Annotated in this window: 17 protein-coding genes; 9 read left to right on the top strand and 8 right to left on the bottom strand. The window is 42.8% G+C overall.

The features are described from left to right. Positions 1 to 42: 42 nt before the first annotated feature. From IEZ33_RS05555 to xylF, 4 genes are all read right to left on the bottom strand, one after another. Entirely contained in the window at positions 43 to 1,314 is a 1,272-nt protein-coding gene (locus IEZ33_RS05555; RefSeq protein ID WP_191602702.1) for a hypothetical protein, read from the bottom strand. Between the two features lie 215 nt (positions 1,315 to 1,529). Beyond that, entirely contained in the window at positions 1,530 to 2,660 is a 1,131-nt protein-coding gene (locus IEZ33_RS05550) for a sugar ABC transporter permease (protein WP_191602701.1), read from the bottom strand. Between the two features lies 1 nt (position 2,661). Next, positions 2,662 to 4,185, bottom strand: coding sequence for a xylose ABC transporter ATP-binding protein (locus IEZ33_RS05545; RefSeq protein WP_191602700.1), 1,524 nt, complete (start codon positions 4,183 to 4,185; stop codon positions 2,662 to 2,664). Positions 4,186 to 4,242: 57 nt separating this feature from the next. Next, positions 4,243 to 5,238, bottom strand: a complete 996-nt coding sequence (gene xylF / locus IEZ33_RS05540; RefSeq protein ID WP_191602699.1) for a D-xylose ABC transporter substrate-binding protein — start codon at positions 5,236 to 5,238, stop codon at positions 4,243 to 4,245. A 398-nt stretch (positions 5,239 to 5,636) separates the two neighbouring features. Here xylF and IEZ33_RS05535 point away from each other — a divergent pair, with 398 nt between their 5' ends. The 6 genes from IEZ33_RS05535 to IEZ33_RS05510 all read left to right on the top strand — a co-directional run bounded on the left by IEZ33_RS05535 (position 5,637) and on the right by IEZ33_RS05510 (position 12,849). Further along, positions 5,637 to 6,692, top strand: coding sequence for a sugar phosphate isomerase/epimerase family protein (locus IEZ33_RS05535; protein WP_191602698.1), 1,056 nt, complete (start codon positions 5,637 to 5,639; stop codon positions 6,690 to 6,692). Between the two features lie 32 nt (positions 6,693 to 6,724). Further along, positions 6,725 to 7,906: a Gfo/Idh/MocA family protein gene (locus IEZ33_RS05530; RefSeq protein WP_191602697.1), complete on the top strand. Its 1,182-nt coding sequence runs from the start codon at positions 6,725 to 6,727 to the stop codon at positions 7,904 to 7,906. A gap of 30 nt (positions 7,907 to 7,936) precedes the next feature. Continuing rightward, positions 7,937 to 9,436: a sugar ABC transporter ATP-binding protein gene (locus IEZ33_RS05525; protein WP_191602696.1), complete on the top strand. Its 1,500-nt coding sequence runs from the start codon at positions 7,937 to 7,939 to the stop codon at positions 9,434 to 9,436. 93 nt (positions 9,437 to 9,529) lie between these two features. Continuing rightward, the gene (locus IEZ33_RS05520; RefSeq protein ID WP_240009645.1) at positions 9,530 to 10,468 is read left to right on the top strand and encodes an ABC transporter permease; all 939 of its coding nucleotides are present in this window, start codon (positions 9,530 to 9,532) and stop codon (positions 10,466 to 10,468) included. A 149-nt stretch (positions 10,469 to 10,617) separates the two neighbouring features. Then, a complete protein-coding gene (locus IEZ33_RS05515) occupies positions 10,618 to 11,586 on the top strand; it encodes a substrate-binding domain-containing protein (protein ID WP_191602694.1) in 969 nt (322 codons plus the stop codon). 234 nt (positions 11,587 to 11,820) lie between these two features. Beyond that, on the top strand, positions 11,821 to 12,849 hold the full coding sequence (locus IEZ33_RS05510; protein ID WP_191602693.1) for a LacI family DNA-binding transcriptional regulator: 1,029 nt from the start codon (positions 11,821 to 11,823) through the stop codon (positions 12,847 to 12,849). A gap of 233 nt (positions 12,850 to 13,082) precedes the next feature. On the opposite strand, the gene IEZ33_RS05505 is transcribed toward IEZ33_RS05510, so the two are convergent. From IEZ33_RS05505 to IEZ33_RS05495, 3 genes are all read right to left on the bottom strand, one after another. Next, positions 13,083 to 14,654, bottom strand: coding sequence for an ATP-binding protein (locus IEZ33_RS05505; protein WP_240009644.1), 1,572 nt, complete (start codon positions 14,652 to 14,654; stop codon positions 13,083 to 13,085). Positions 14,655 to 14,716: 62 nt separating this feature from the next. Next, complete coding sequence (locus tag IEZ33_RS05500) at positions 14,717 to 15,700, bottom strand: C45 family autoproteolytic acyltransferase/hydrolase (protein WP_191602692.1); 984 nt, start codon at positions 15,698 to 15,700, stop codon at positions 14,717 to 14,719. 62 nt (positions 15,701 to 15,762) lie between these two features. Next, positions 15,763 to 17,169, bottom strand: coding sequence for an amidase (locus tag IEZ33_RS05495; protein WP_191602691.1), 1,407 nt, complete (start codon positions 17,167 to 17,169; stop codon positions 15,763 to 15,765). Positions 17,170 to 17,302: 133 nt separating this feature from the next. On the opposite strand from IEZ33_RS05495, the gene IEZ33_RS05490 reads away from it, so the two are divergent. The 3 genes from IEZ33_RS05490 to IEZ33_RS05480 all read left to right on the top strand — a co-directional run bounded on the left by IEZ33_RS05490 (position 17,303) and on the right by IEZ33_RS05480 (position 20,787). Then, positions 17,303 to 17,677, top strand: coding sequence for a hypothetical protein (locus IEZ33_RS05490; protein ID WP_191602690.1), 375 nt, complete (start codon positions 17,303 to 17,305; stop codon positions 17,675 to 17,677). Between the two features lie 259 nt (positions 17,678 to 17,936). Beyond that, on the top strand, positions 17,937 to 19,385 hold the full coding sequence (xylB, locus tag IEZ33_RS05485; RefSeq protein WP_191602689.1) for a xylulokinase: 1,449 nt from the start codon (positions 17,937 to 17,939) through the stop codon (positions 19,383 to 19,385). Between the two features lie 208 nt (positions 19,386 to 19,593). Continuing rightward, complete coding sequence (locus tag IEZ33_RS05480; protein ID WP_191602688.1) at positions 19,594 to 20,787, top strand: XylR family transcriptional regulator; 1,194 nt, start codon at positions 19,594 to 19,596, stop codon at positions 20,785 to 20,787. A 61-nt stretch (positions 20,788 to 20,848) separates the two neighbouring features. Here IEZ33_RS05480 and xylA read toward each other — a convergent pair whose 3' ends face one another. Beyond that, complete coding sequence (xylA, locus tag IEZ33_RS05475; RefSeq protein ID WP_191602687.1) at positions 20,849 to 22,168, bottom strand: xylose isomerase; 1,320 nt, start codon at positions 22,166 to 22,168, stop codon at positions 20,849 to 20,851. Positions 22,169 to 22,304 lie beyond the last annotated feature (136 nt).

Here is a 22,304-nt window from a genome sequence, read left to right as displayed (position 1 = left end):
GTTAAAAAATAACGGCTTGGTCTTTTATCGTATTAGTTGAGGTTATCCTATGACTAAAAACAAACCATTCGTCAGTGAACACAGGAGCCACATAATGACTGCGTAATGCCAGCTATTGGCCATTATGGATTTTGCTGAAATCCCATAACGACTGGACATTAACAAGCCAAGTCCAGTCAGCGCGCTGCTTCCAGCAGATATAGCCCAACCACTTAAAAATAGAAAACCAAGTTGTGTTGGATTAGGTTCTAATGGCAACAGCATTGGACTGATAATCGCCACACTGACTAAGGGATGAATACCAATGTAACTGGCTAGAATCATCCCTGCCAATACCCAGGAAAACATCCACCCATTAAAATGAAAGTGATGTAAATCAAAGAATTCAGGGTAACAAAAAATGATGGCGGCTATGCCATTAGAGAAGACGCCAGCCCCTAGAAATAAGGCGAATTGACTGCCTATTTGAGGCAATTTATGGTCAACAAAATGATAAAGAATCCTTCGTCTAGGTTTGGCGTTCATAAAAAGGATGGCGGCCGTAGGCGATAACAAACAAATGAGCACTAAAATGCTGGTAGAAGGAAAAAGAAAGTGAAAAATAATAACTGATACCGCTAAAAACACCGGAATGATGAGGCTTTCTAATTGAATAGGGTAACCGTGAAACGTTTTGTCATCGCTACGGTACGCATCAAAGCTTGAGATAAGCGTTGCCATCACCCCCATAGCGACGCCTGGAATCAAGGTTTCTTGCCATTCCATACCTGGCGCAAAGGTTATGGCCACCCCTGTCGCAACAAAAAAAGGCGACCACCAAGCCCCAGCAGAAAAACAACGCGTTAGAATAAACTGTTGGCTGTTCGTCAGGTTAACCGCTCCTTTTATACGGTCGGCAAACACCATGACCACAGACAGGTTGATCACAGCCCCCAACAAGTGAACACCAAACGCCGTATTCAAAATCGCTCGTACACCTTGAGGCAACGGTCGTTTTAGATCCTTTGAACTGGTTAAATCCAAAAAAGAGACAGCGACAAACATCGCTAACAAGGGGATATTTACGGACAATATCTGCTGCCATGTCATCAAAATTCCTTTAGACGCAGCAAAAACAAGTGCGACAACACCAATACCCATTAAAATACTGACCTGACGTCGAGCCCCTTTTGGAAGCGTTCTCCACATGGCCATATTCGATACCCAGGCGGACAAAGTAGGTACCCATAAAGGTACCCATTGGACGACAAACAAAAGATAAAAAACTAATGTTCCAAGAACCAACCAGCCAGCACGCTGTTTTATAAATTTCATTTATGATCAACAGTCCTTATTATCAGCTTGAGATGCTCTCGCCTAAACGTGAAAGGTATGTAACTACACTGTTATCCCCCACGCTGTGATCAGGTAAAGCCCACTTGTCACTGTCTATTATCCATCATAAAACAGTTAAGTCATATAAGGCATCTTATGGCTATTTAAATAAAAAAGCCGCTTAACTAAACGGCTTTAAGCAGATGAAAACCATCTTAGCTAGATTTTTTCGTTTTTACATCCAACCATACCGCAAGCAATAGAATCCCTCCTTTAACAATCAACTGCCAGAAAGTCGGAACATCTAACATGCTCATGCCATTATCTAAACTGGCCATGATCAAGGCCCCCATGATAGCCCCAAAAACCGTTCCTATTCCTCCCGCCAGACTGGTTCCACCAATCACACAAGCGGCGATTGCATCCAGTTCTGCCATATTACCCGCGGCAGGAGAGCCGGCACCAAGCCTTGATGTCAAAATCAAAGCCGCTATGGCAACCATCATCCCATTGAAGCCAAAGACCCACATTTTGTTCCATTCAACATTGACCCCCGACATTCGAGCCGCTTCTATATTGCCTCCTATTGAGTACACACGACGGCCAAATGCCGTCCGCTTAGCAATATAAGTAGCCAGCAATATCAAGCCACCCATAATTAGAATTGGGGTCGGGATACCACGATAGTTTTCTAATGCAATCAATAAACCCAGCAATACCGCAACAACAATAAACGCTTTAGCATACTCAAATTTTGCCGTTGTATTTTCAATACCGTGATTCTGTCTTGACTTACGACGTGAATAAACCCGTGCAATGAGACCAAGACACAAGACTCCTATTACACTCACTCCCCACCCAGATGGAATGTAACTTTGCCCAATAATAGATAAATCACTGGACGTTGGTGCTACCGTTGCGCCATCCGTTAGTCCCACTAAAATACCACGAAACGCCAACATGCCAGCCAAGGTGACAATAAAAGAAGGTACTCTTTGATAGGCCACCCACCAGCCGTTAAATAACCCTAAAACCAATCCAGCAAACACGGTAATCACAATGGTTAAGGCAATTGGTAAATGCAGCCATACGTCTAAAATAGCGGCCACGCCCCCTAACAACCCCATCATAGAACCAACGGACAAATCAATTTCGGCACTGATAATGACAAATACCATACCAATAGCCAATACACCAACAATGGCCGTTTGCCGAATCAAATTCGAAATATTACGGGGTGTTATAAAAGCGCCTTCAGTAGCAACAGAGAAAAATACAACGATAATCAGCATCGCCGCTATCATGGCAAGCAACTGTAACTGGCTTGTTTTTATTGTTTTAAACATTTTATAGACCTTCTTCTTTTATAGCGCAGTTCATAATCATTTCTTGAGTGAGCCCTTGATGGTCAAACTCACCTTTTAAACGGCCTTCATGCATCACCAAAACACGATCACTGATGCCAATCACCTCAGGTAACTCAGAAGACACCATGATAATGGACATACCTTCTTTCACTAAGGCGTGCATCAGTTTATAAATTTCATATTTAGCACCAACATCAATACCACGAGTAGGTTCATCCAATATCAGAATAGTGGGGTTTGTTAATAGGCACTTTGCAATAATGGCTTTTTGCTGATTACCACCACTCAAGTTTTTTATGGGTAACTCAGGAGAAGCCGTTTTTACTTTCAAACGAGCAATATAATCAACGCTATCCTGAGTTTCTCGATTTTCGTCAATAGCACCTAAATAGGTCACATAATCATCTAAAACAGAAAGGCTAATATTTCGACCCACCCCCATAATTGGAACGATACCGTGGCGTTTTCGATCTTCTGGCACCATAGCGATACCCGCCGTAAGCGCATCTCTTTGAGATCGAATAGTGAGAGATTGCCCTTGCATTTCGATGGTTGCAGAATAGCGTCCGTCATAACAGCCATAAATGCATTGCATTAATTCAGTTCGACCCGATCCAATCAAACCTGAAATCCCCAATATCTCCCCTTTTTTCAATTCAAAACTCACATCATTAACTTGAGGAATCGAGGCGCCGGTTTGCATAGCATGGGCCTTCTTTACACGTAAAACCGTTTCACCAATTTCATGAACTTCCCTTGGGAAAAGTTCTTCTAATTCTCGCCCGACCATCATGCTGATGATGTCGTTTTGAGTCAGTTCGGCTGCCGACCTAGTATCGATATGATCGCCATCACGAATAACAGCCACCCAAGTAGATAAGTCCAACACCTCATCTAATTTATGGGAAATGTAAATACAGGCTATCCCTTGCGCCTTCAATTCGTGCACAATATTTAAGAGTATTTGAATTTCATTACGGGTGAGCGAGGACGTTGGCTCATCTAGTATCAAGAGCTTAACATTCTTATTCAGAGCCTTGGCAATCTCAACTAACTGCTGCTGCCCGACACCTAAGTCACGAACTAAAGTAGTCGGTAACACATCCAGTTTCACTCGCTTTAGTAGGTCACAGGTTTTACGATACATGTCGTCATCATTTAATCTGAAAAAACCACCAAGCTCATTCCCTAAGAAAATATTTTCTAAGACAGAAAGCTCTTTCACCAAGGCTAATTCTTGGTGAATAATGACGATGCCCAATGCTTCCGTATCTCGAATACCAGTGGCTTTAACCACTTGCCCTTCGAAAAAAATATCCCCTTCGTAAGAACCGTAAGGCCAAACCCCGCTAAGAACTTTCATTAACGTGGATTTTCCTGAGCCATTCTCTCCACATATGGATAACGCTTCTCCACGTGCTAACTTTATACTGACGCCATTTAATGCACGCACACCTGAGAAGCTCTTTATAATGTCACGCATTTCTATAAGTGGTTGAGTCATTTTTCCCCCTATGAAAAGAATACAGGCATTCTTTTGAACACCTGTACCAGGTGTGTATTAAGGGTTATAAACGTCATCTCGAGAATGGAAGCCGTCTGCAATTACGGTGCTGTCTAAGTTCTCTTTAGAAACCGCAACAGGATCAAGTAAAACCGCGTCGACGTCTTTAGTGCTGTTATTCACATGACCATTAACGTCAATGGCTTCATTTTTTGCCAATTTCACAGCCATTTCAGCGCTGGTTTTCGCTAAGCTGGCAATAGGTTTGTAAACTGTCATCGTTTGCGTACCTGCAACAATACGACGCATCGCCGCTAAATCGGCATCTTGTCCTGAGATAACCACCTTACCGTCTAAACCTTGAGCGGCTAAGGCTTGAATAGCGCCACCCGCAGTCGCATCATTAGACGCGACGACCGCATCTACTTTATTGTTATTGGCCGTTAGACCATTTTCCATAATGTTTAATGCGGCTTCAGCCGACCACCCCATGGCCCATTGATCACCAACAACATTGATTTTCTTCGCATCAATAGCGGGTTGTAACACATTCATTTGCCCTTCACGGAACATTTTCGCATTATTGTCCGTTGGTGAGCCGCCCATTAAAAAGTAATTCCCTGTAGGCACACGCTTCAGCAAGGCTTCCGCTTGCATTTCACCTACTCGAATATTATCAAAAGAAACGTAAAGATCGATATCAGCAAACTTAATCAATCGATCATAAGCCAGCACCTTAATGCCTTCTGCTTTCGCCTCGGCTAAGACATTGCTTAAAACCTCTCCATTTTCTGGAACGATCACTAACACATCAACGCCACGAGAGATCATATTTTCAATTTGAGAAATCTGAGTCGTAACATCACCATTAGCTGACTGAGTATACACTTTCGCACCAAGCGCCTCGGCCGCTTCAGTAAATAAATCTCTGTCTTTCTGCCAGCGCTCTAATCGTAGATCAGACATCAGTAAGCCAATTTTTTCACCCGCCGCCATAGCAGGACCAACCGCACAAGTGGCCGCAATCAAACCAATAGAAAGTAACTTTTTCATATCCATTCCTTTTATTTTTATTAAGTGAACGTTTCTCCTAAATCAGGAGTGATTTGAATGTAAAACGAATAGGCAGTGGGTAAAATTATCTTTTTTTTGTATTTGATTAGTTTTTTTTACAGCTGTTTTTATTGATCACTGTAAAAAAGTCACTGTATATCGGCTATTTAGCCGTCAACCTGCAAACGTTTCATTTCGTTACATTAATCATTTAGTCATTATTTTTGATTTTTTATGCCATAAACCATTTACTTAATCACAAAACTCACCCTATACTCAGGCCATATTGATGATTAGAGACTTTAAGCTCAGGTTGAAAAGTCTTTTTTTTGAAACATGAATGTAATCGATTACAAAAAAATAAAACCACAAATAAAAATAAATATGAGGTGACTAAAATGAAAGCCTTAAAAGGTCCTGCGTTATTTCTTGCTCAGTTTGCTGGCGACGAAGCGCCCTTCAATTCATTTGAAAATATCATTGAATGGGCGGCAAGTATTGGGTTTAAGGGCGTTCAAATTCCAACATGGGATCAAAGGTTATTTGATCTAGAACGCGCGGCAACAGACGTAACGTACTGTCAATCACTGCAAGATATATTGGCAAAACACAACATGGTTGTCACCGAACTATCGACACATTTACAAGGGCAACTGGTTGCTGTTCATCCCGCTTATGATGCTATTTTTGATGGTTTTGCTCCAGATCACGTAAAAGGAAACCCTGAAGCTAGACAACAATGGGCCGTTGATCAATTATTTAAAGCCGCTCAAGCATCGAAGAATTTTGGGCTAACAAATCACGTTACCTTTTCTGGTGCGCTGCTTTGGCCTTACCTGTACCCTTGGCCTCAGAGGCCTGCTGGGTTAGTTGAAGAAGGCTTTAAAGAATTAGCTAAACGCTGGTTACCCATTCTCGATGAATTTGATCGTTGCGGCGTCAATGTCTGCTATGAAATCCATCCGGGTGAAGACCTTCACGATGGCGTTACATTTGACTTATTTTTAGCCGCAACAAACCATCATCCTAGAGCCAATATACTATTTGACCCCTCTCACTTTGTACTACAACAACTCGATTACTTACAGTTCATCGATCTCTATCATGAACGAATTAAAATGTTCCATGTAAAAGACGCTGAATTCAACCCAACAGGCAGACAAGGTGTTTATGGCGGTTATCAAAACTGGATTGATCGGGCCGGTAGATTTCGTTCATTAGGTGATGGTCAGGTTGATTTTAAAGGCATTTTCTCAAAGCTTACTCAATATAATTTTGATGGCTGGGCTGTTATTGAATGGGAGTGTTGCATGAAACACCCTGAAGCTGGCGCTGAAGAGGGTGTAAAATTTGTTAATGATCACCTTATTCGTATTACCGAACGAGCGTTTGATGACTTTGCATCGAGCGGCATTGATCATCAAACAAACCGCCGTATTTTAGGTCTGTCTTAGCACTCAATAATAAGAAAAATAGAGGTATTATCATGGTACATAAACGCATTCGAATTGGCATGGTTGGTGGTGGTGATGGCGCATTTATTGGAGCTGTACATCGTATCGCAACTCGCATGGATAATGGTTTTGATTTGGTAGCGGGAGCTTTATCGTCTAACCCTAAACGAGCGCTTTCCTCTGCATTGGACTTAGGCATTCAAGAAGATCGCTCTTACGGATCTTTTCAGCAAATGGCCGTTAACGAGAAAAAGCGCCCTGACGGTATTCAAGCCGTTGTCATTGTGACGCCAAATCACATGCACTTCCCAGTAGCTAAAGCTTTTTTGGAACAAGGGATTCATGTCATCTGCGACAAACCTGTCACCAAGGATCTTGATGAAGCGCTAACACTAAAAAATATCGTATCAGAATCCGGTGCTTTTTTTGCGTTAACTCACAACTACACTGGCTATCCACTAGTACGTCATGCAAAGCACCTTGTTAATACCGGTGTTTTAGGAGATTTGCGCGTCATTCAAGCTGAGTACTCGCAAGACTGGCTGACAGACAAAGCGGAAGAAACGGATAACAAGCAAGCACAATGGCGTACAGACCCAGAAAAGTCGGGTATGGCCGGTTGTTTGGGCGATATAGGCACTCATGCTTTTAATTTAGCCTGCTTTATTTCAGGACAAAAAGTACAGGAAGTATCAGCCGATTTAACCGCATTTGTTGACGGCCGCCGCTTGGATGATAACGTGCACACCATGTTGCGTTTTGATGGCGGCGCCAAAGGCATGCTCTGGTCAAGCCAGGTCGCACCGGGCAATGAAAATGGCTTGAAAATTCGAGTCTATGGTGAAAAAGCCGGCCTAGAATGGTCGCAAGAATCACCAAACGAGCTGTGGTTATCTGTCTTTGGTGAACCAAAACAAAAAATCACACGTGCAGGACATGGTGCAGGAGATGAAGCCAACCGCTTATCTAGAGTACCCGCAGGCCACCCCGAGGGCTATCTAGAAGGCTTTGCAAACTTATATTTAGACATTGCACTTGCTATTCACGCCATAGAAGACGGTCAGCCCGTTGAATCTGTTCAAGGTTTCATTCCCAGCATTGACGATGGCATAGAAGGCATGAAATTTATTACTGCGGTTTTAGCGTCGTCAAATAGCAACAGTACATGGCACTCTCTTAATAGCACACTTACTCAGCCTAAGCCGAATGTGTAACGCTAACCGTAACCTTGCGAGGAAAATCCGATGAACCTTCCTGTCATGCAAATTCGCAGCATAGTTAAAGAGTTCTCAGGGGTAAGAGTACTCCACAAAATCACCTTAGATATTTTCAGTGGTGAGGTTTTAGGGGTTTTGGGTGAAAATGGCGCGGGGAAATCCACGCTATTGAAAATCATCAGCGGCATTTACACAAGAACCTCTGGCTCGATTAAAATTGATGGCGAAGACGCTGATATACAGTCCTCTTCTGATGCAAAGCGCTTGGGTATCGCCATGATTCCGCAAGAATTTAATTTAATCAGCAGCCTCAATGTATTTGAAAACATCTTTCTTGGAAATGAATTAAAAAGCGGATTTTTATTAAACAAAACCTTGATGCGCCGTAAAGCGAATCAACTATTGAAAGAGCTGGAAACCGATCTCAACCCTGACGCTCTGATTGAAAAACTGAGTGTGGCAGAAAAGCAAATGGTTGAGATTGCTAAAGCCTTAGTTAATGAATCACGCATCTTAATCATGGACGAACCCACTACCGTCCTAACCGATCACGAAGTGGATATATTTTTCAAATTGGTGGAAAAACTTAAGCAGCGCGGTGTCACCATTATTTTTATTTCTCACAAACTAAAAGAAGTAAAGCAGCTCTGTGATCGCTTAGCCATTTTAAGAGACGGCCACTTAATCAGTGTTGACGATGTGTGTGATATTGACGAAGAGGACATGGCTCGCAAGATGGTTGGCCGAGAGCTCAATCAAATCTACCCTGCTCGTGCGGAACATTCCGAAGAAGTCGTTTTAAAAGTCAGTAACTTGTCTATAAGAGGGCTGTTATACGACATCAGTTTTGACCTTAAAAAAGGTGAAGTTCTGGGTTTTGCTGGATTGATAGGCGCTGGCCGTACAGAAACAGCAGAAGCTATTATGGGGTTACGTAAAAAAGACAGTGGGCGTATTGACGTCAATGGGCAAACCGTTGAGATTCTATCAATCTCAGATGCTGTGCAGCATAACTTAGCGTACTTATCAGAAGATCGACAAGGTAAGGGCTTAATTATGAACTTTGATATTCCTAAAAACATCACGCTTATTTCATTAGCCGCCTATGTTCGAGGACTGATTCAGCACAAAAAAGAACGAGCTGTCGCCAGAGATTATGTACAACGTTTTGATATAAAAGCGGCCTCTATCAATTCAAACTTAGCCAACTTAAGTGGTGGCAACCAACAAAAAGTCTACTTATCAAAATGGATGGATACCCAGCCAAACATACTCATTCTAGATGAGCCTACACGCGGTATTGACGTCAATACTAAAAAAGAAATTTATCATTTCATTCGCTCACTAACCGAGCAAGGCGTGTCGGTCATTGTTATCTCTTCCGAACTGGAAGAAGTGATGGGGCTATCTAATCGAGTCATGGTAATGCGTTCTGGAGAAATCATGGGAGAACTGACAGGAGACGCCATAAATGAAAAAGAAATTATGTACTACGCCGCCGGCTTAAAAACCATGGCGCGCGCTTAACGAAGTCTATTTACGTCACACTACATAAAAATAAATAAGAACAAACGAGGTTCCATTATGATCATGTCCCAGTTGTCGCCCATGATAACCCGCATGAAACGACTTGATATCGCCACTTATGCGCCTTTTATCGCATTAGTATTGCTCATCGCCTTTTCTTCGATTGCGAGTGAGCACTTTTTAATGCCGAGAAACATTACCAACGTTTTGAGACAAGTGTCCTATACCGGCATTATTGCCCTTGGTATGACGTTTGTCATTATCGCTGGCGGGATTGATTTATCGGTTGGCTCAATGGTCGCACTCGTCGGTGTCCTCTCCATTATGATTATCAATGGCGTGGGCGATGGTTGGTGGGCGGTCGCCATGGCGGTTTCTTCTGCCATAGCCTTAGGCGGTGTGTTTGGTGCCATTAATGGATTAGTGATTACCCGTGGGAAGGTCGCGTCCTTCATAGCGACCCTAGCGACTATGTCTATTTTTCGCTCTATGACGTTATACATAAGCGATGCCGGAGAAGTGGTTTCAGAGAACCAACATTTCTCTGATATAGGCGGCGGTTATTTATGGGCGATTCCCTACCCTGTGTGGATTTTTCTTTTATTAGCCATCGCGTATCACATCCTCCTAAAGCACAGTGCTTTTGGTCGCCATGTCTGCGCGGTTGGGTCCAATGCAAAAGTAGCCTCCTACTCAGCAATCAAAGTACGTTGGGTGTATTTTTTGACGTTTTTAATCGCTGGATTATCTGTGGGTATTTCAGCCGTTCTACTGGCCTCACGACTGAACTCAGTGAGCCCAGGGGACGCCGGTCTATTTTATGAATTAGACGCCATTGCGGCTGTGGTTATTGGTGGTACAGCACTTTCGGGAGGAAAAGGAACGATTTGGGGTACCGTTATAGGCGCCATCATCCTTGGGATTATTAATAACATGCTCAATCTAATGGGTATCTCACCTTATTTACAGGGCATGGTAAAAGGATTGGTTATTTTAACCGCCGTTTTAGTGCAGTTCAAAGGTGATCGCTAAAAACAGAGCCTAATAGTTTGCCCAAATAGGACGCAAGATATCACGGCCATCGACTTCGTTTTTCTTTTTCCAAGCAAAAAGAAAAACAAGAAAGCGGGTAAAACACACGTTTTACTCATTATTAATACCAGCGTTAACGGAGTGTTTCCATGAAAAATAAGAATAAAATCATGAGAGTATTTACAGTATTTACTATGCTGTTTGCTTTCATAAGTAGCAGCTATGCCGCAAGCTATAAAATTGGTGTCAGCGTTCCCTCAGCCGATCACGGCTGGACAGCAGGCCTTTTATGGTGGGCGAATAAAGCCGTCAAAGACCTTAAAACCGAAGAAAAAGACGTTGAGTTTTATGTTGTAGCCGCAAGCTCAGGCTCTAAACAAGTGGGCGATGTGGAAGATTTAATGATCAAAGGTATTGATGCCTTAGTTATTCTTCCTCATAACCCAGCTACCTTACAAAAAGTCATTGAAGAAGCCTACAGCGAAGGCATTTATACTGTCGTTGTTGACCGTGAATTAGCCACACCGTCTCAAGATGTATTCATCGCAGGCGACAACCCGGGGTTAGGTCGTGTTGGCGCTCAATGGTTAGCTAACGAAATGTCTGGTAAAGGCAATGTTGTTGTTATTGAAGGTTTGCAAATCCCGATCAATAAACAGCGTGTTGACGCCTTTAATGATGTGATGGCGTCCTACCCAAACATTAATATATTAGATTCTCAACCAGGCGATTGGTCTACTCAAAAAGCCCTTTCTGTTATGGAAAACTTCTTACAAAAACACCCTGAAATTGATGCCGTCTGGTGCCAAGATGACGATATGTTGAAAGGTGTTTTAAAAGCGATTGAAGAAGCTGGACGCACGGATATTAAAACCGTTCTTGGTGGGGCAGGTTCAAAAGATATTATCGAGCTTATCCAACATGATCATCAATTAGTTCGCGCAACGGTTACCTACAGTCCATCTATGATTGCCTCCGGGATTGCACTTGCTGTCCACGGCGTCAAGCATGAAAAGATGGGGCATTTATTCCATACGCCTTCACGTCTCATTTTAGGGGCTGACTTAGTTACCAAAGAAAATGCCAGTGAATATTACTTTGAAGATGCCGCTTATTAATAGCGACTTAAGTGACTGGCTCACATAACGAGTCATTGTAAAAAACCTTCTCCTGAACATTATTAGAAGACCGACTCTAGTAATGTTCAGGACGTATTAAACGCAGACACGCTTGGTTGATAATGTGTTTGTGTAGGTTTTTTTGTTAAGATACGCCGATTGTTAATTAACCCAATTTTAAGGTAGTCCTTTTGAGCAGCATTCATCATTCACTTGTTTTGATACTGGATTTCCATGGCAACGGTTAAGGATGTTGCAAGGCTTGCGGGGGTTTCCACCGCAACGGTATCAAGAGCATTAGCGAACCCAGAAATAGTGTCTCCTAGTACTAGAGAAAAGGTGGAAAAAGCCGCTTTAGAGGTAGGTTACTCGCCAAACGGTCTTGCCCGTAGCTTACGTAAAAGTGAATCCAAAACCATCGTCGTGATTCTGCCAAATATAGACAGCACCTTTTTCTCTGACGTAGTTCATGGCATTGAAGCACTGGCGCATAAGCACGGTTATAAGCTGCTGATTGGCGACGCTGGCAATGAGTCATCACGCATAAAAAGCTACTTTGAACTATTTGAAAGCAAACTGGTTGACGGAGTGTTATCGCTTTCATCTGATATCCCGGAATCCATGATTATTAATGCGCAAGGAGAAATAAGACTGCCGATCGTGATTGCTGGAGAATACTTTTCCGATATCGCGGTACCAACCGTGCATATAGATAATCATTACAGCGCGAAAAAAGGTGTTGAGTACTTAATCATGATGGGGCATCACAAAATTGCCTGTATAACTGGAAAGGTTGAAAACCCAGTGTTTGATGCACGCACGAACGGCTATAAAGAAACCATGAAAAAATGGAAGTTACCGATTACCGATCACTATATACTTGAAAGTGACCTCTCGTTTATTGCTGGCTATAACCTTGGAAAGCAATTACTGTCATTGCAAAACCCGCCTTCTGCCATTGTTTGTCATAGCGATGAAGCCGCCATTGGCGTTCTTAAAATTGCCAGAGAAATGCAGGTGACCGTTCCCAGTGAATTGTCTGTGATTGGCTTTGATAACCTTGCCTTGAGTGAATACTGCGTGCCTGAACTCACGACCATCCACCAGCCTAGGCAACTTATCGGGGAAACCTCGATGAAGTTATTATTAGATATTTTATCTGGTAAGAAGCCGAACCCAGAAATGACTCTTCCAACTCAACTCATCGTTAGAGAAAGCTCCTGCCCACCACCTATCGAACAACGGCTGCAGGTAGACCTTTAGAAAGTAGGTTAAAAGCCAAAAATAAGAGCCTTTGTATTCTTATAAACGAATTCAAAAAAACCAATACTATCTTATCAAACGAACTGTGATGCTTTGCGCCAATGAATCGCAGGCGACTTATTGATAAACAACATGAGCAAAGCCTCTCTTAGGTTAAGGTCTAAGTAGCAGACCGTAAGAGAGGCTTTCGTTGGTTTTTATATGGCACTCTACAAACGTTTTTATAAAACAACTTATAGCATTTTACGGACACCCTGATCAGGGATATACGGTTGCTCTAAGTCTTCTAAGTTCTTGAATTCAAATTGTCTGTTGATGGCATTAATCCATGAATGTGCCCTTGGCAGCAACTCACGATCATCCGATTGCATGCGACCACAAGAAACTAAAATCCCCATGTCCGCACCTAAGTAGCTGTACTCGCCTTCACCATAAACTCTCATGTAGAAGGCATTATTTTCATCCCCAACATTACTCCAATCAATACTGTGACGGATAAATTCAATGTCTCCATCGTCTTTCATTTGCCAAATACCGGATTGAGGTGCTTTGGAGATCATACGAACCTTGTCTTGCGTGTGTTTCAAAACCAATTGTGTCCAGCTGCCGTAGTCGGACCAACGTTTCTGGATTTCTTCAATATCAATTTCAAAATCAACGTCCATAAACTCCAGCAGATGAAACAAAATAAGCGGTGCTCCACCGTACTTCGACGTTACCAAGTTGGTTAATGGGCTAGCGCCACTGATACGCGGATTAATTTCGCCTAGATAAACTTCGCCATCATCCGTATCAACAAGGTAATCAAAGCAAAATGCACCACGATAGCCAGTTTCATAGAGCTTATCTCCCATCGCTTTTACCATGGCTATGATTTTATCGTGCTGTTTACCTTTCAATAGTTCCGGGAAGATGTCATTACCACACCAACCACCTTTGTAAGGCGTCAGTTCTTCATAGCCCGTAATATCGGTTTGTAATGGACCAACCAAGGTGCCACATCGTGTCGCTACCGCTTCGACTGTTCCTGGGATATGGTTGATGTACTTCATTATCTTTAACGTTTCGCCAACGATTTTCTTGGCATTTTTATCCCAATCAGCTTCACTGCGAATAAAGAAAGTCGTCTTACCAGAATCACCATAAGGGGTTTGTACAACCAGATTGCGGCCTAAATGATGCTTTTCAGCTAATGCACATAATTCTTCATAGCTTGACGCTTTTACATCAAATAAATTCGGTGCACTTGGTACACCCGCGTCATTAGCCAATTGAGTGGTGACAATTTTAGAATCAATATGTTGACGCAATTTGGCCGGTGGTAACGCCATTTCTAAGCCAAGGCTAGCGGCAATTTCCTCGGTTTTTTCATCAAACATAACCGTAAGCAGTTTCCCTTTGCTGCCGTTCTCACATTTGTGGGCATTTTCTTCCAACAAATCGACGGTTTCTTTATGACTCAATAAATAGTTAACCATTTCCTCCATTGATTGAAACTCCCTTTCACTGTTAAGTTTAGGATTAACAATGCGAAAGTGGCCTCCATCGAAAGAATCAAAAAAAGTCACATATTGAAAACTCTGCACCCATTGACCGATACCAAGTACGTTGTAAGCCGTTGGTGAGACAAAGTAGATCGGCGTCTGGTTTTTACGGAAAAAGCGATAAATATCGGATAAGCCTTTAAGTTTTATTTTATCTTGCATCTCTATAGTTCCCCCATTATTTAGTTCAGTCTTGTTATTATCTTGATGATCTGAAAAGCCAAACTGTTTTTTTAAAATAGTAATCAATCGTCTCAACATATAGTTTACTTCTTAATAGATCCCTGTTTTTGAGTCCTAGGTTTATTCACTTTTAATACAACCTAGTTATCATAAAAAATGGTGATTTCCTGCTCTGTCGCGGCCGACAAATCCATAAAATTGATATTGATTTGTGCCGTTGGCCAGAGGTAACGTATCTGACCCTGACTCGGATAATAAACCGCCGTATAAAGTGTTCCAGAATTATGGTTCGCATGAGGCCGATATAAAGGTGGGTATAGGAAGCGTGAACTAATATCTTGAGTTGGGTCACGATCCATTAGCACGAGGTGATTAAGCGCGTCTAAGCGAATACCGGTATCGGCTAAAAATAAAGCTTGCCCAGGAACAATAGGGTCTTGATGGTTTGTCGAGGCTTGCTCTTGTGTGACGACCACCTCTCTATCCGGTGCAATATAAACCGTCACCTGATGGCCGCTCGCATCAATCAATGCGATGTTATAGTCCAGATGAATTGGGATACGTTGGAAAACCGCAATGGCCTCTTCCACCGTTGCACAGGTTTCCAAGATATAACGAATGACGATGGTCACGCCAAAGCCTTCCCCTTTTACAAGGCGTCCTCCATAAGCGATAGAAACCGCTAAACCGGACTCATTCATCCCATCCAAAGCGCCCCAGACACAATCGGCCATAGCGACCACTTTTTTACCTAACCACTGACTGCACGAAACCACACCTTCACATAATATTGGAGGGAAATCATAATTTCGGATAAGAATCGGTGTCTGAGTATTTGAAGTAAGTTGAGAGCAACCTGAGAAAAATGGCGGTGGACAATACAGAGTTAAAAACCTCGCCTGTAAATCGTCCCCATCAACTAATTTCACTATATCTCTATAAAGGGGATAGAGTTCTGGCATATGATGTTTAAAGGCTTGGATACAATCTAGGTAACTGGGGCGAATCGCTTCGCCTTCATCTAAATACCACGCTCGATAAGCTGGCCAATTTTTACCAAACAAATTACGAAACTTTTCTCCCGGATACGCTTCGTTAATTACCGAAAAATGCAAACTTTTCATCGACTCCCCTTTCAGTTGATATGGATCCGTTAGGTACCCGTAACATTATTGTTAAGCAATAGTTATACCTTTGTCGGTATTTTAGGCGATGTGTCCCAACCTATTAAGGTTTCAAGTTGCTCAGCCATATCAAGAACCAGAGCATCCGCTCCTTTTGGCGCAGTAACATGAATAGAAAGAGGCATATTTTCATTACCTAAGCCCATCGGTAGTGCACAGGCAGGCATTCCGGTCAGATTGCCATCGTATAAAAAACTGGCCCAATCAAGCCAAGGGTATGTGATTTTTGTTGACCCTATGTATTTTGGGTGACGGAAACCATTTTTAAACGCTTCACACCCTAACGTCGGTGTTATGAAGACAGACGTATTATTACGCTCAAACATAGCCGTATAAGCAGCCTGAATTTCTTGACGATAATTTTCGGCCGATTCAAATTGCTCAGCGGTAAGACTGTCGCCAAACTTCATCATTTCAATAGTAAATTTATCCAGACCCGTTATTGGGTTTTCTTTCTGCTTTTGAAAGCGCCAAGAGTCATAATGTGCAATCGTTGCCCAAGCAATAACAGAAGACGGTAAATTCGGTTGGTCGTATACCAACTCAGCACCGGCTGCTTCTAACAATCTTAATGTATGGCGGAAAGTTTGACGGACATCATCATCAATTGGCGCAAAACCGAGGTCTTCTGACACGATAATTTTTTGTCCAGTTAAAGGCATAGGGTGTTCAACATGAGCTTTTAGATTGTCCTTAAAGGCAAACTCATCGGTATTTTCAACCATTGTTGAATACATCAAACGCGCATCGGCCACTGAACGCGTCATTGGACCATAAGAAACCAAGGTACTCCAAGATGGAAAACAGGGCTTTCTTGGCACAGCATGAATCGTTGGTTTAAAACCGACAATGCCACAAAAAGCGGCCGGTATGCGTATAGAACCACCGCCATCACCACCCAAGGATAAGGCACCGGCACCCGCCGATACCGCCGCACCCGCACCACCCGAAGAGCCGCCACAAGTACGGTCCATATTCCATGGGTTAGAGGTCAGTCCATAAAGACTGGATGAGGTGATGCCAGTTAGACTAAATTCTGGACAGGTTGTTTTTGCAAAAATAATAGCGCCTGCCTCTTCCAACTTACGAATACTGGAACAGGTTTCTTCTGGGATGAAGGTTGTTTGGGTTCTGGAACCATTCGCACAAGGCACGCCTGCCAACCATTGAGAATCCTTAATCGTAATGGGCAAACCGCAAAGAGGACCACCGAGGCCTTGATCGAGCAGTTGATCCGCGACCATAGCGGCTCTGCGAGCACGATCATATAAGGTGATCGCAAATGGGTTAACCGTTCTTGCCACCAATTCAGCATGGTCTATCGTAATATCTAACAACTCCATCGCACTAATACGGCGGGAACGCAGTTCATCCACTAGCTCAACAGCGGTTTTATTCAGAATACTCATTGTTCATGTACTCGATCAATTATCAGTTATTCGTCTGGCCTTAATTCATCGACAGACTAAAAGCAGAGTCAGGTCAATGATGATAAGTAAAAGCCGCTCCATGACGTTGAGAAAAGTAACAGTATGGATCATAATGTATTCTTATTTTTTACAAACTGCAACACTATGGTCCATGATGTTAAATAATGAAAGTTTAGATACGTATTTAGGTGTCTCTGGTGTAATTACACAAACTGAGCTTCCAATCATCCGAGAACAAGGAAGACTTGGAGAATATGCGGTGGTATATAGAGTTTATCGAGAGAAGCAAGGCGGGGGGTTTGGCGATCAAGTTAAACATCCCTACGCTTGGTCGGTCTTGGTGTATATTGACTCTTATCTACTGAGTATCCACAGCGCACGAGGCGAACGTCGAGAGTGGGCCAATCTAGACAGTGCCGCTCAATGGCTCATGAGTAATGGTTTCCATTATTGGTGGACTCGCAATGATATTGAAAAAACGGCTTAGTGGCACAAATACGCAACAAGAGCCTCTCAATCACGGTACGTCTTCTGAACGGCGAACATGGCCTTCCCACATCACAAAATTTAGAAAAAACACCACAGGTAAATCAAAAAAGATAATTTCTTATGCCCATTCGCTCATTTACCATGAAATTGCAGCGCTCTTAAATAAAAATAATCAGTAAGACGTCTATTGCCAAAAACGACCAATAGGCAGACTGGGATTTATACGTTATTTTATCCATCATTTTATAGGATTTGTTATGTATTTAGGCATAGATCTTGGAACATCCGGTGTAAAAGTCATTTTATTAACAGAGACAGGGGAAGTAAAAGCCAGCCAATCATCTCCTCTTTCTGTTTCTCGTCCACACGCATTATGGTCAGAACAAGACCCTGAAAGTTGGTGGCAGGCAACTGACAAGGTCATACTAGCGTTAGCAAAAGAACACTCATTAAAAGAGGTTAAAGCGATCGGCTTATCTGGTCAGATGCATGGCGCCACATTACTCGATAAAGACAACCAAATACTGAGACCAGCGATCCTCTGGAATGACGGCCGTTCATTTGAAGAGTGCCACTTACTGCAACAACACTGTCCCGAAGTTCAATCCATTACAGGTAATCTCGTCATGCCTGGTTTTACCGCGCCTAAGATCCTGTGGGTAAAACAGAATGAACCTGAGATTTTTGCACAAATTAACAAAGTGTTATTACCAAAAGATTATTTGCGTTTTCGCATGACAGGAGACTTTGCCACAGATGTGTCGGATGCTTCTGGCACCTTATGGCTCGACATGGAGCAGCGTTGTTGGAGTGAACGAATGTTGCAAGCAACCGGATTGGACATAGAACACATGCCCAAGGTTTATGAAGGACCAGAAATAACCGGCCAAGTAAACTCTTGTCTTGCTGAACGTTGGAATATGAATCTGGTACCGGTTGTAGCTGGCGCTGGCGATAATGCCGCTGGGGCAATTGGAATGGGTATTATAGAAGAGCAACAGACAATGCTCTCACTCGGTACATCCGGTGTTATTTTCTCGGTTAGCGAAGGCTTTACCGCTAACCCAGCCGACGCTCTGCACAGCTTTGGTCATGCCATCCCTAACACTTGGCATACTATGTCAGTGATTCTCAGTGCGGCCAGCTGCCTAGATTGGGTAACGAAGCTGACTCAGTTTCCTTCAGTGGAATCGGCATTGATAGCCGCTGAAAAAAATCAAGACAGTCATAGCCAAGTTCTATTTTTACCTTATTTAAGTGGTGAAAGGACGCCTCATAATGACCCAAATGCAAAAGGTGTTTTTTGGGGAATGACTCATGAAACCTCGCCAGCAGATTTAGTCTCTGCTGTACTTGAAGGGGTCAGCTTTGCTTTATTAGATGGGCTCGATGCGGTCAGATCGGCACAAAAAGTCAGTGATAGCATCGATGTTATCGGTGGCGGAGCCAAAAGCCATTTTTGGTTACAACTGCTTGCCGATGTATGCAACATGCCAATGGCTTATCGAGAAGGTGGAGAAATAGGACCCTCTTTAGGGGCCGCACGTTTAGCGGCATTAAGTATTCTTGGGCCAGATGCCCTAAAAAATATTTGCGGTAAACCCAAATTAATAAAAATGTATCAGCCTAATCCGAAAAAAACGGCGCGTTATCTTGATAAGAAGGAGCGTTTTCATTCGCTTTATCAAAGAGTAAAGGGCCTTTAAAACCCTTTTTTGCCTAGGGAAATAAGCCGAATCGAGAGCATGCCATCTCTAATAACCATGTTTCTCGATCTCATGCTTTAGCTAATTGACTCTAAAATGACACCGCTACTCGTGTGTTCCTTTTGAGTAACAATCTCACTGTTAACCACGCTTCAAGGTTATAATAATTAGAACACGTCAATAAAAACAAAAATTAGAGATGATTTGTATGTTTGAAAAACGCTATCGACTTAACTTAGTTTTTAATGCTAATAAAGTGTATGACAGGCAAATAGTAGAAGGCATAGGGGAATATTTACAAGCCGCTCAATGCGATTGGGACATTTACTTTGAGGACGATTTTCGTTATCGGCTAGACAGCCTTAAAAGCTGGAAAGGAGACGGTATTATCGCTGACTTCGATAACCCAGAAGTAGAAGCCATTCTTAAAGAGACAGAGATTCCGATGGTGGCTATTGGCGGATCTTACCACCATAAAGACGACTACCCTCGCCTACCTTATGTCGCAACCGATAACGCCGCGCTTGTTAAACTTGCCTATGAACATTTAAAACGAAAAGGGTTGCCGCAATTCGCTTTTTACGGCATTCCTGACACTTCTTATAATCGCTGGGCGACAGAAAGAGAACACGCTTTTATCGAGCAAGTTAGTTCAGATGGTTATCACCCTCATGTAAACCAAGGGCTTTACACCACGCCAGAACTTTGGGACACGGCGCAGCACAACCTAGAAACTTGGCTGCAAAGCCTACCAAAACCCATTGGTATTATTGCCGTCACTGATTCCCGCGCACGCCATTTACTTCAAGCCTGCGATCACTTGAATATTCTAGTTCCTGAGGAGATCTCTGTGATCGGTATTGATAACGAAAGCATGGCTCGCTACCTGAACCGAACGGCTTTATCGTCAGTCACTCAAGGCTGTAAACAAATGGGGTATGAAGCCGCCAAAATATTGCACAGGATGTTGTCTGGTTATCCAGTAGAAAATTCGCTGGTTATCGTTGACCCTATTGCTGTCGAAGAAAGGCAATCTACGGATTACCGTGCCTTACACGATCCTTATGTTATTCAAGCCATGCATTTTATCCGACACAACGCTTGCCGGGGAATAAAAGTGGCTCAAGTCGTCGATAGTGTTGGCATATCGAGAACCAATTTAGAAACGCGTTTTATCGACGAGGTTGGCTGTTCGATGCACGAACAATTGCACATGACCAAGTTTTATAGAGCATGCGAGTTAGTCACGTCGACTGATCTAGCGTTTGATGAAATATCACGTATCTGTGGTTATCCATCGGTGCAATATATGTACACTGTTATGCGTAAAAACATTGGCATGACACCGGGAGAATATCGTATTTCGTCCCGACTTAATTCTGAAAACAGAGAAAAAAACTAACCAAGCTAAGAAAAAAAAGGGCCTATAATTAGGCCCTTTTCAATGTATGCAAGGTGACTTATTATCGATAAATATAGCCATTTACGATGTTTTCGAGCATTTCTTGCTGACCAGACACCGGTTTAGGGTTGACATTATTATCCGTCACATGAGCGGCTAAATCCGCAAGAGATTGCTTGCCAGATAAGATGCTCATCCCCAGTTCATCATTCCATTTCGCATAACGCTTATCGACGTATTGGCTTAAGGTCTCACTTTCTATCATCTTAACCGCTCGCTCTAATGACAATGCAAGCGTATCCATTGCACCAATATGACCGTGGAATAAATCGTCTAGATCGGTCGACTGACGACGTAGTTTAGTATCAAACATATAACCACCGTTTTGAAATCCGCCAGACTTTAAAATTTCATAAGTCACTAAGGTGTACTCTTCGACACTGGTTGGGTATTGATCCGTATCCCAACCTAACTGAGCATCGCCTTGATTCGCATCAACAGACCCTAAAATGCCAAGAGAGCATGCGGTGGCGATTTCATGATGAAAACTGTGACCCGCTAACGTGGCATGGTTCGCTTCAATATTCACCTTAATCTCTTTTTCAAGACCAAACTCTTTTAGAAAACCATACACTGTCGCCGTGTCATAGTCGTACTGATGTTTCGTTGGCTCAGCCGGTTTCGGCTCAATTAACAAGGTTCCTTCAAAGCCAATTTTGTATTTATGCTCAACAACCATTTGCATAAATCGCCCCAGTTGCGCTCTCTCACGCTTTAGATCGGTATTTAATAAGGTTTCATAGCCCTCTCGACCGCCCCACAAAACGTAGTTTTCACCTTTCAAGGCATGGGTAGCGTTCATGGCATGAAACACTTGAGTGGCCGCATACGCAAAAATTTCAGGATTTGGATTCGACGCCGCTCCGGACATGTACCTAGGATGTGAAAAGGCATTCGCCGTCCCCCATAAAAGCTTCATTCCAGTCGCTTCTTGTTTGGCTTGCAATACCTCGACCATAGCCGAAAAATTACTAATGTACTCTTTTATACTCTTGCCTTCTGGACTGACATCTACATCATGGAAGCTGTAATAAGAAATCCCTAATTTAGTAAAAAATTCAAATGCGGCATCGGCTTTCATCTTAGCGGCCGCCATTTCAGAGTCGGCTTGATACCAAGGTCTGTCAAACGTATTCGCACCAAAAACATCGCTGCCTTGCCAACAGAAGTTATGCCAGTAACAAGCGGCCATTCTTAAATGCTCTTCCATCGTCTTACCCAACAGCACTTTTTTCGCATCGTAATGTTTAAACGCAAACGGGTTAGTTGAATCCACTCCTTCGTATTTTACAAACGGAACCTTGTTAAAAAACTCACTCATAACAACACCTCTGAAACAGTTTTAATTATTGTTTTTACTCATGATTCATCATTGTTTTTTTCGGCTCAGACATCAATTACGAAATTTAATGACGTGGTTATTTATTTTGAGAATAAGAAGGTTCTAGAAAACAGGC

Origin of the sequence: Marinomonas algicola (genome assembly GCF_014805825.1) — a bacterium.
Classification (GTDB): Bacteria; Pseudomonadota; Gammaproteobacteria; order Pseudomonadales; family Marinomonadaceae; genus Marinomonas; species Marinomonas algicola.
Note: the sequence above shows the minus strand (reverse complement) of the source record. Positions and strands in the feature narration are given on the sequence as shown.

Excerpts from the sequence above, each read along its gene's own strand:
- IEZ33_RS05520 (WP_240009645.1), top strand. The coding sequence starts at position 9,530 with ATGAAACGACTTGATATCGCCACTTATGCGCCTTTTATCGCATTAGTA.
- xylF (WP_191602699.1), bottom strand. The coding sequence starts at position 5,238 with ATGAAAAAGTTACTTTCTATTGGTTTGATTGCGGCCACTTGTGCGGTT.
- IEZ33_RS05495 (WP_191602691.1), bottom strand. The coding sequence starts at position 17,169 with ATGAGTATTCTGAATAAAACCGCTGTTGAGCTAGTGGATGAACTGCGT.
- IEZ33_RS05480 (WP_191602688.1), top strand. The coding sequence starts at position 19,594 with ATGTTTGAAAAACGCTATCGACTTAACTTAGTTTTTAATGCTAATAAA.
- IEZ33_RS05545 (WP_191602700.1), bottom strand. The coding sequence starts at position 4,185 with ATGACTCAACCACTTATAGAAATGCGTGACATTATAAAGAGCTTCTCA.
- IEZ33_RS05530 (WP_191602697.1), top strand. The coding sequence starts at position 6,725 with ATGGTACATAAACGCATTCGAATTGGCATGGTTGGTGGTGGTGATGGC.
- IEZ33_RS05535 (WP_191602698.1), top strand. The coding sequence starts at position 5,637 with ATGAAAGCCTTAAAAGGTCCTGCGTTATTTCTTGCTCAGTTTGCTGGC.
- IEZ33_RS05525 (WP_191602696.1), top strand. The coding sequence starts at position 7,937 with ATGAACCTTCCTGTCATGCAAATTCGCAGCATAGTTAAAGAGTTCTCA.
- IEZ33_RS05555 (WP_191602702.1), bottom strand. The coding sequence starts at position 1,314 with ATGAAATTTATAAAACAGCGTGCTGGCTGGTTGGTTCTTGGAACATTA.
- IEZ33_RS05550 (WP_191602701.1), bottom strand. The coding sequence starts at position 2,660 with ATGTTTAAAACAATAAAAACAAGCCAGTTACAGTTGCTTGCCATGATA.
- IEZ33_RS05510 (WP_191602693.1), top strand. The coding sequence starts at position 11,821 with ATGGCAACGGTTAAGGATGTTGCAAGGCTTGCGGGGGTTTCCACCGCA.
- xylA (WP_191602687.1), bottom strand. The coding sequence starts at position 22,168 with ATGAGTGAGTTTTTTAACAAGGTTCCGTTTGTAAAATACGAAGGAGTG.
- IEZ33_RS05500 (WP_191602692.1), bottom strand. The coding sequence starts at position 15,700 with ATGAAAAGTTTGCATTTTTCGGTAATTAACGAAGCGTATCCGGGAGAA.
- IEZ33_RS05515 (WP_191602694.1), top strand. The coding sequence starts at position 10,618 with ATGAAAAATAAGAATAAAATCATGAGAGTATTTACAGTATTTACTATG.
- IEZ33_RS05490 (WP_191602690.1), top strand. The coding sequence starts at position 17,303 with ATGTATTCTTATTTTTTACAAACTGCAACACTATGGTCCATGATGTTA.
- IEZ33_RS05505 (WP_240009644.1), bottom strand. The coding sequence starts at position 14,654 with ATGTTGAGACGATTGATTACTATTTTAAAAAAACAGTTTGGCTTTTCA.
- xylB (WP_191602689.1), top strand. The coding sequence starts at position 17,937 with ATGTATTTAGGCATAGATCTTGGAACATCCGGTGTAAAAGTCATTTTA.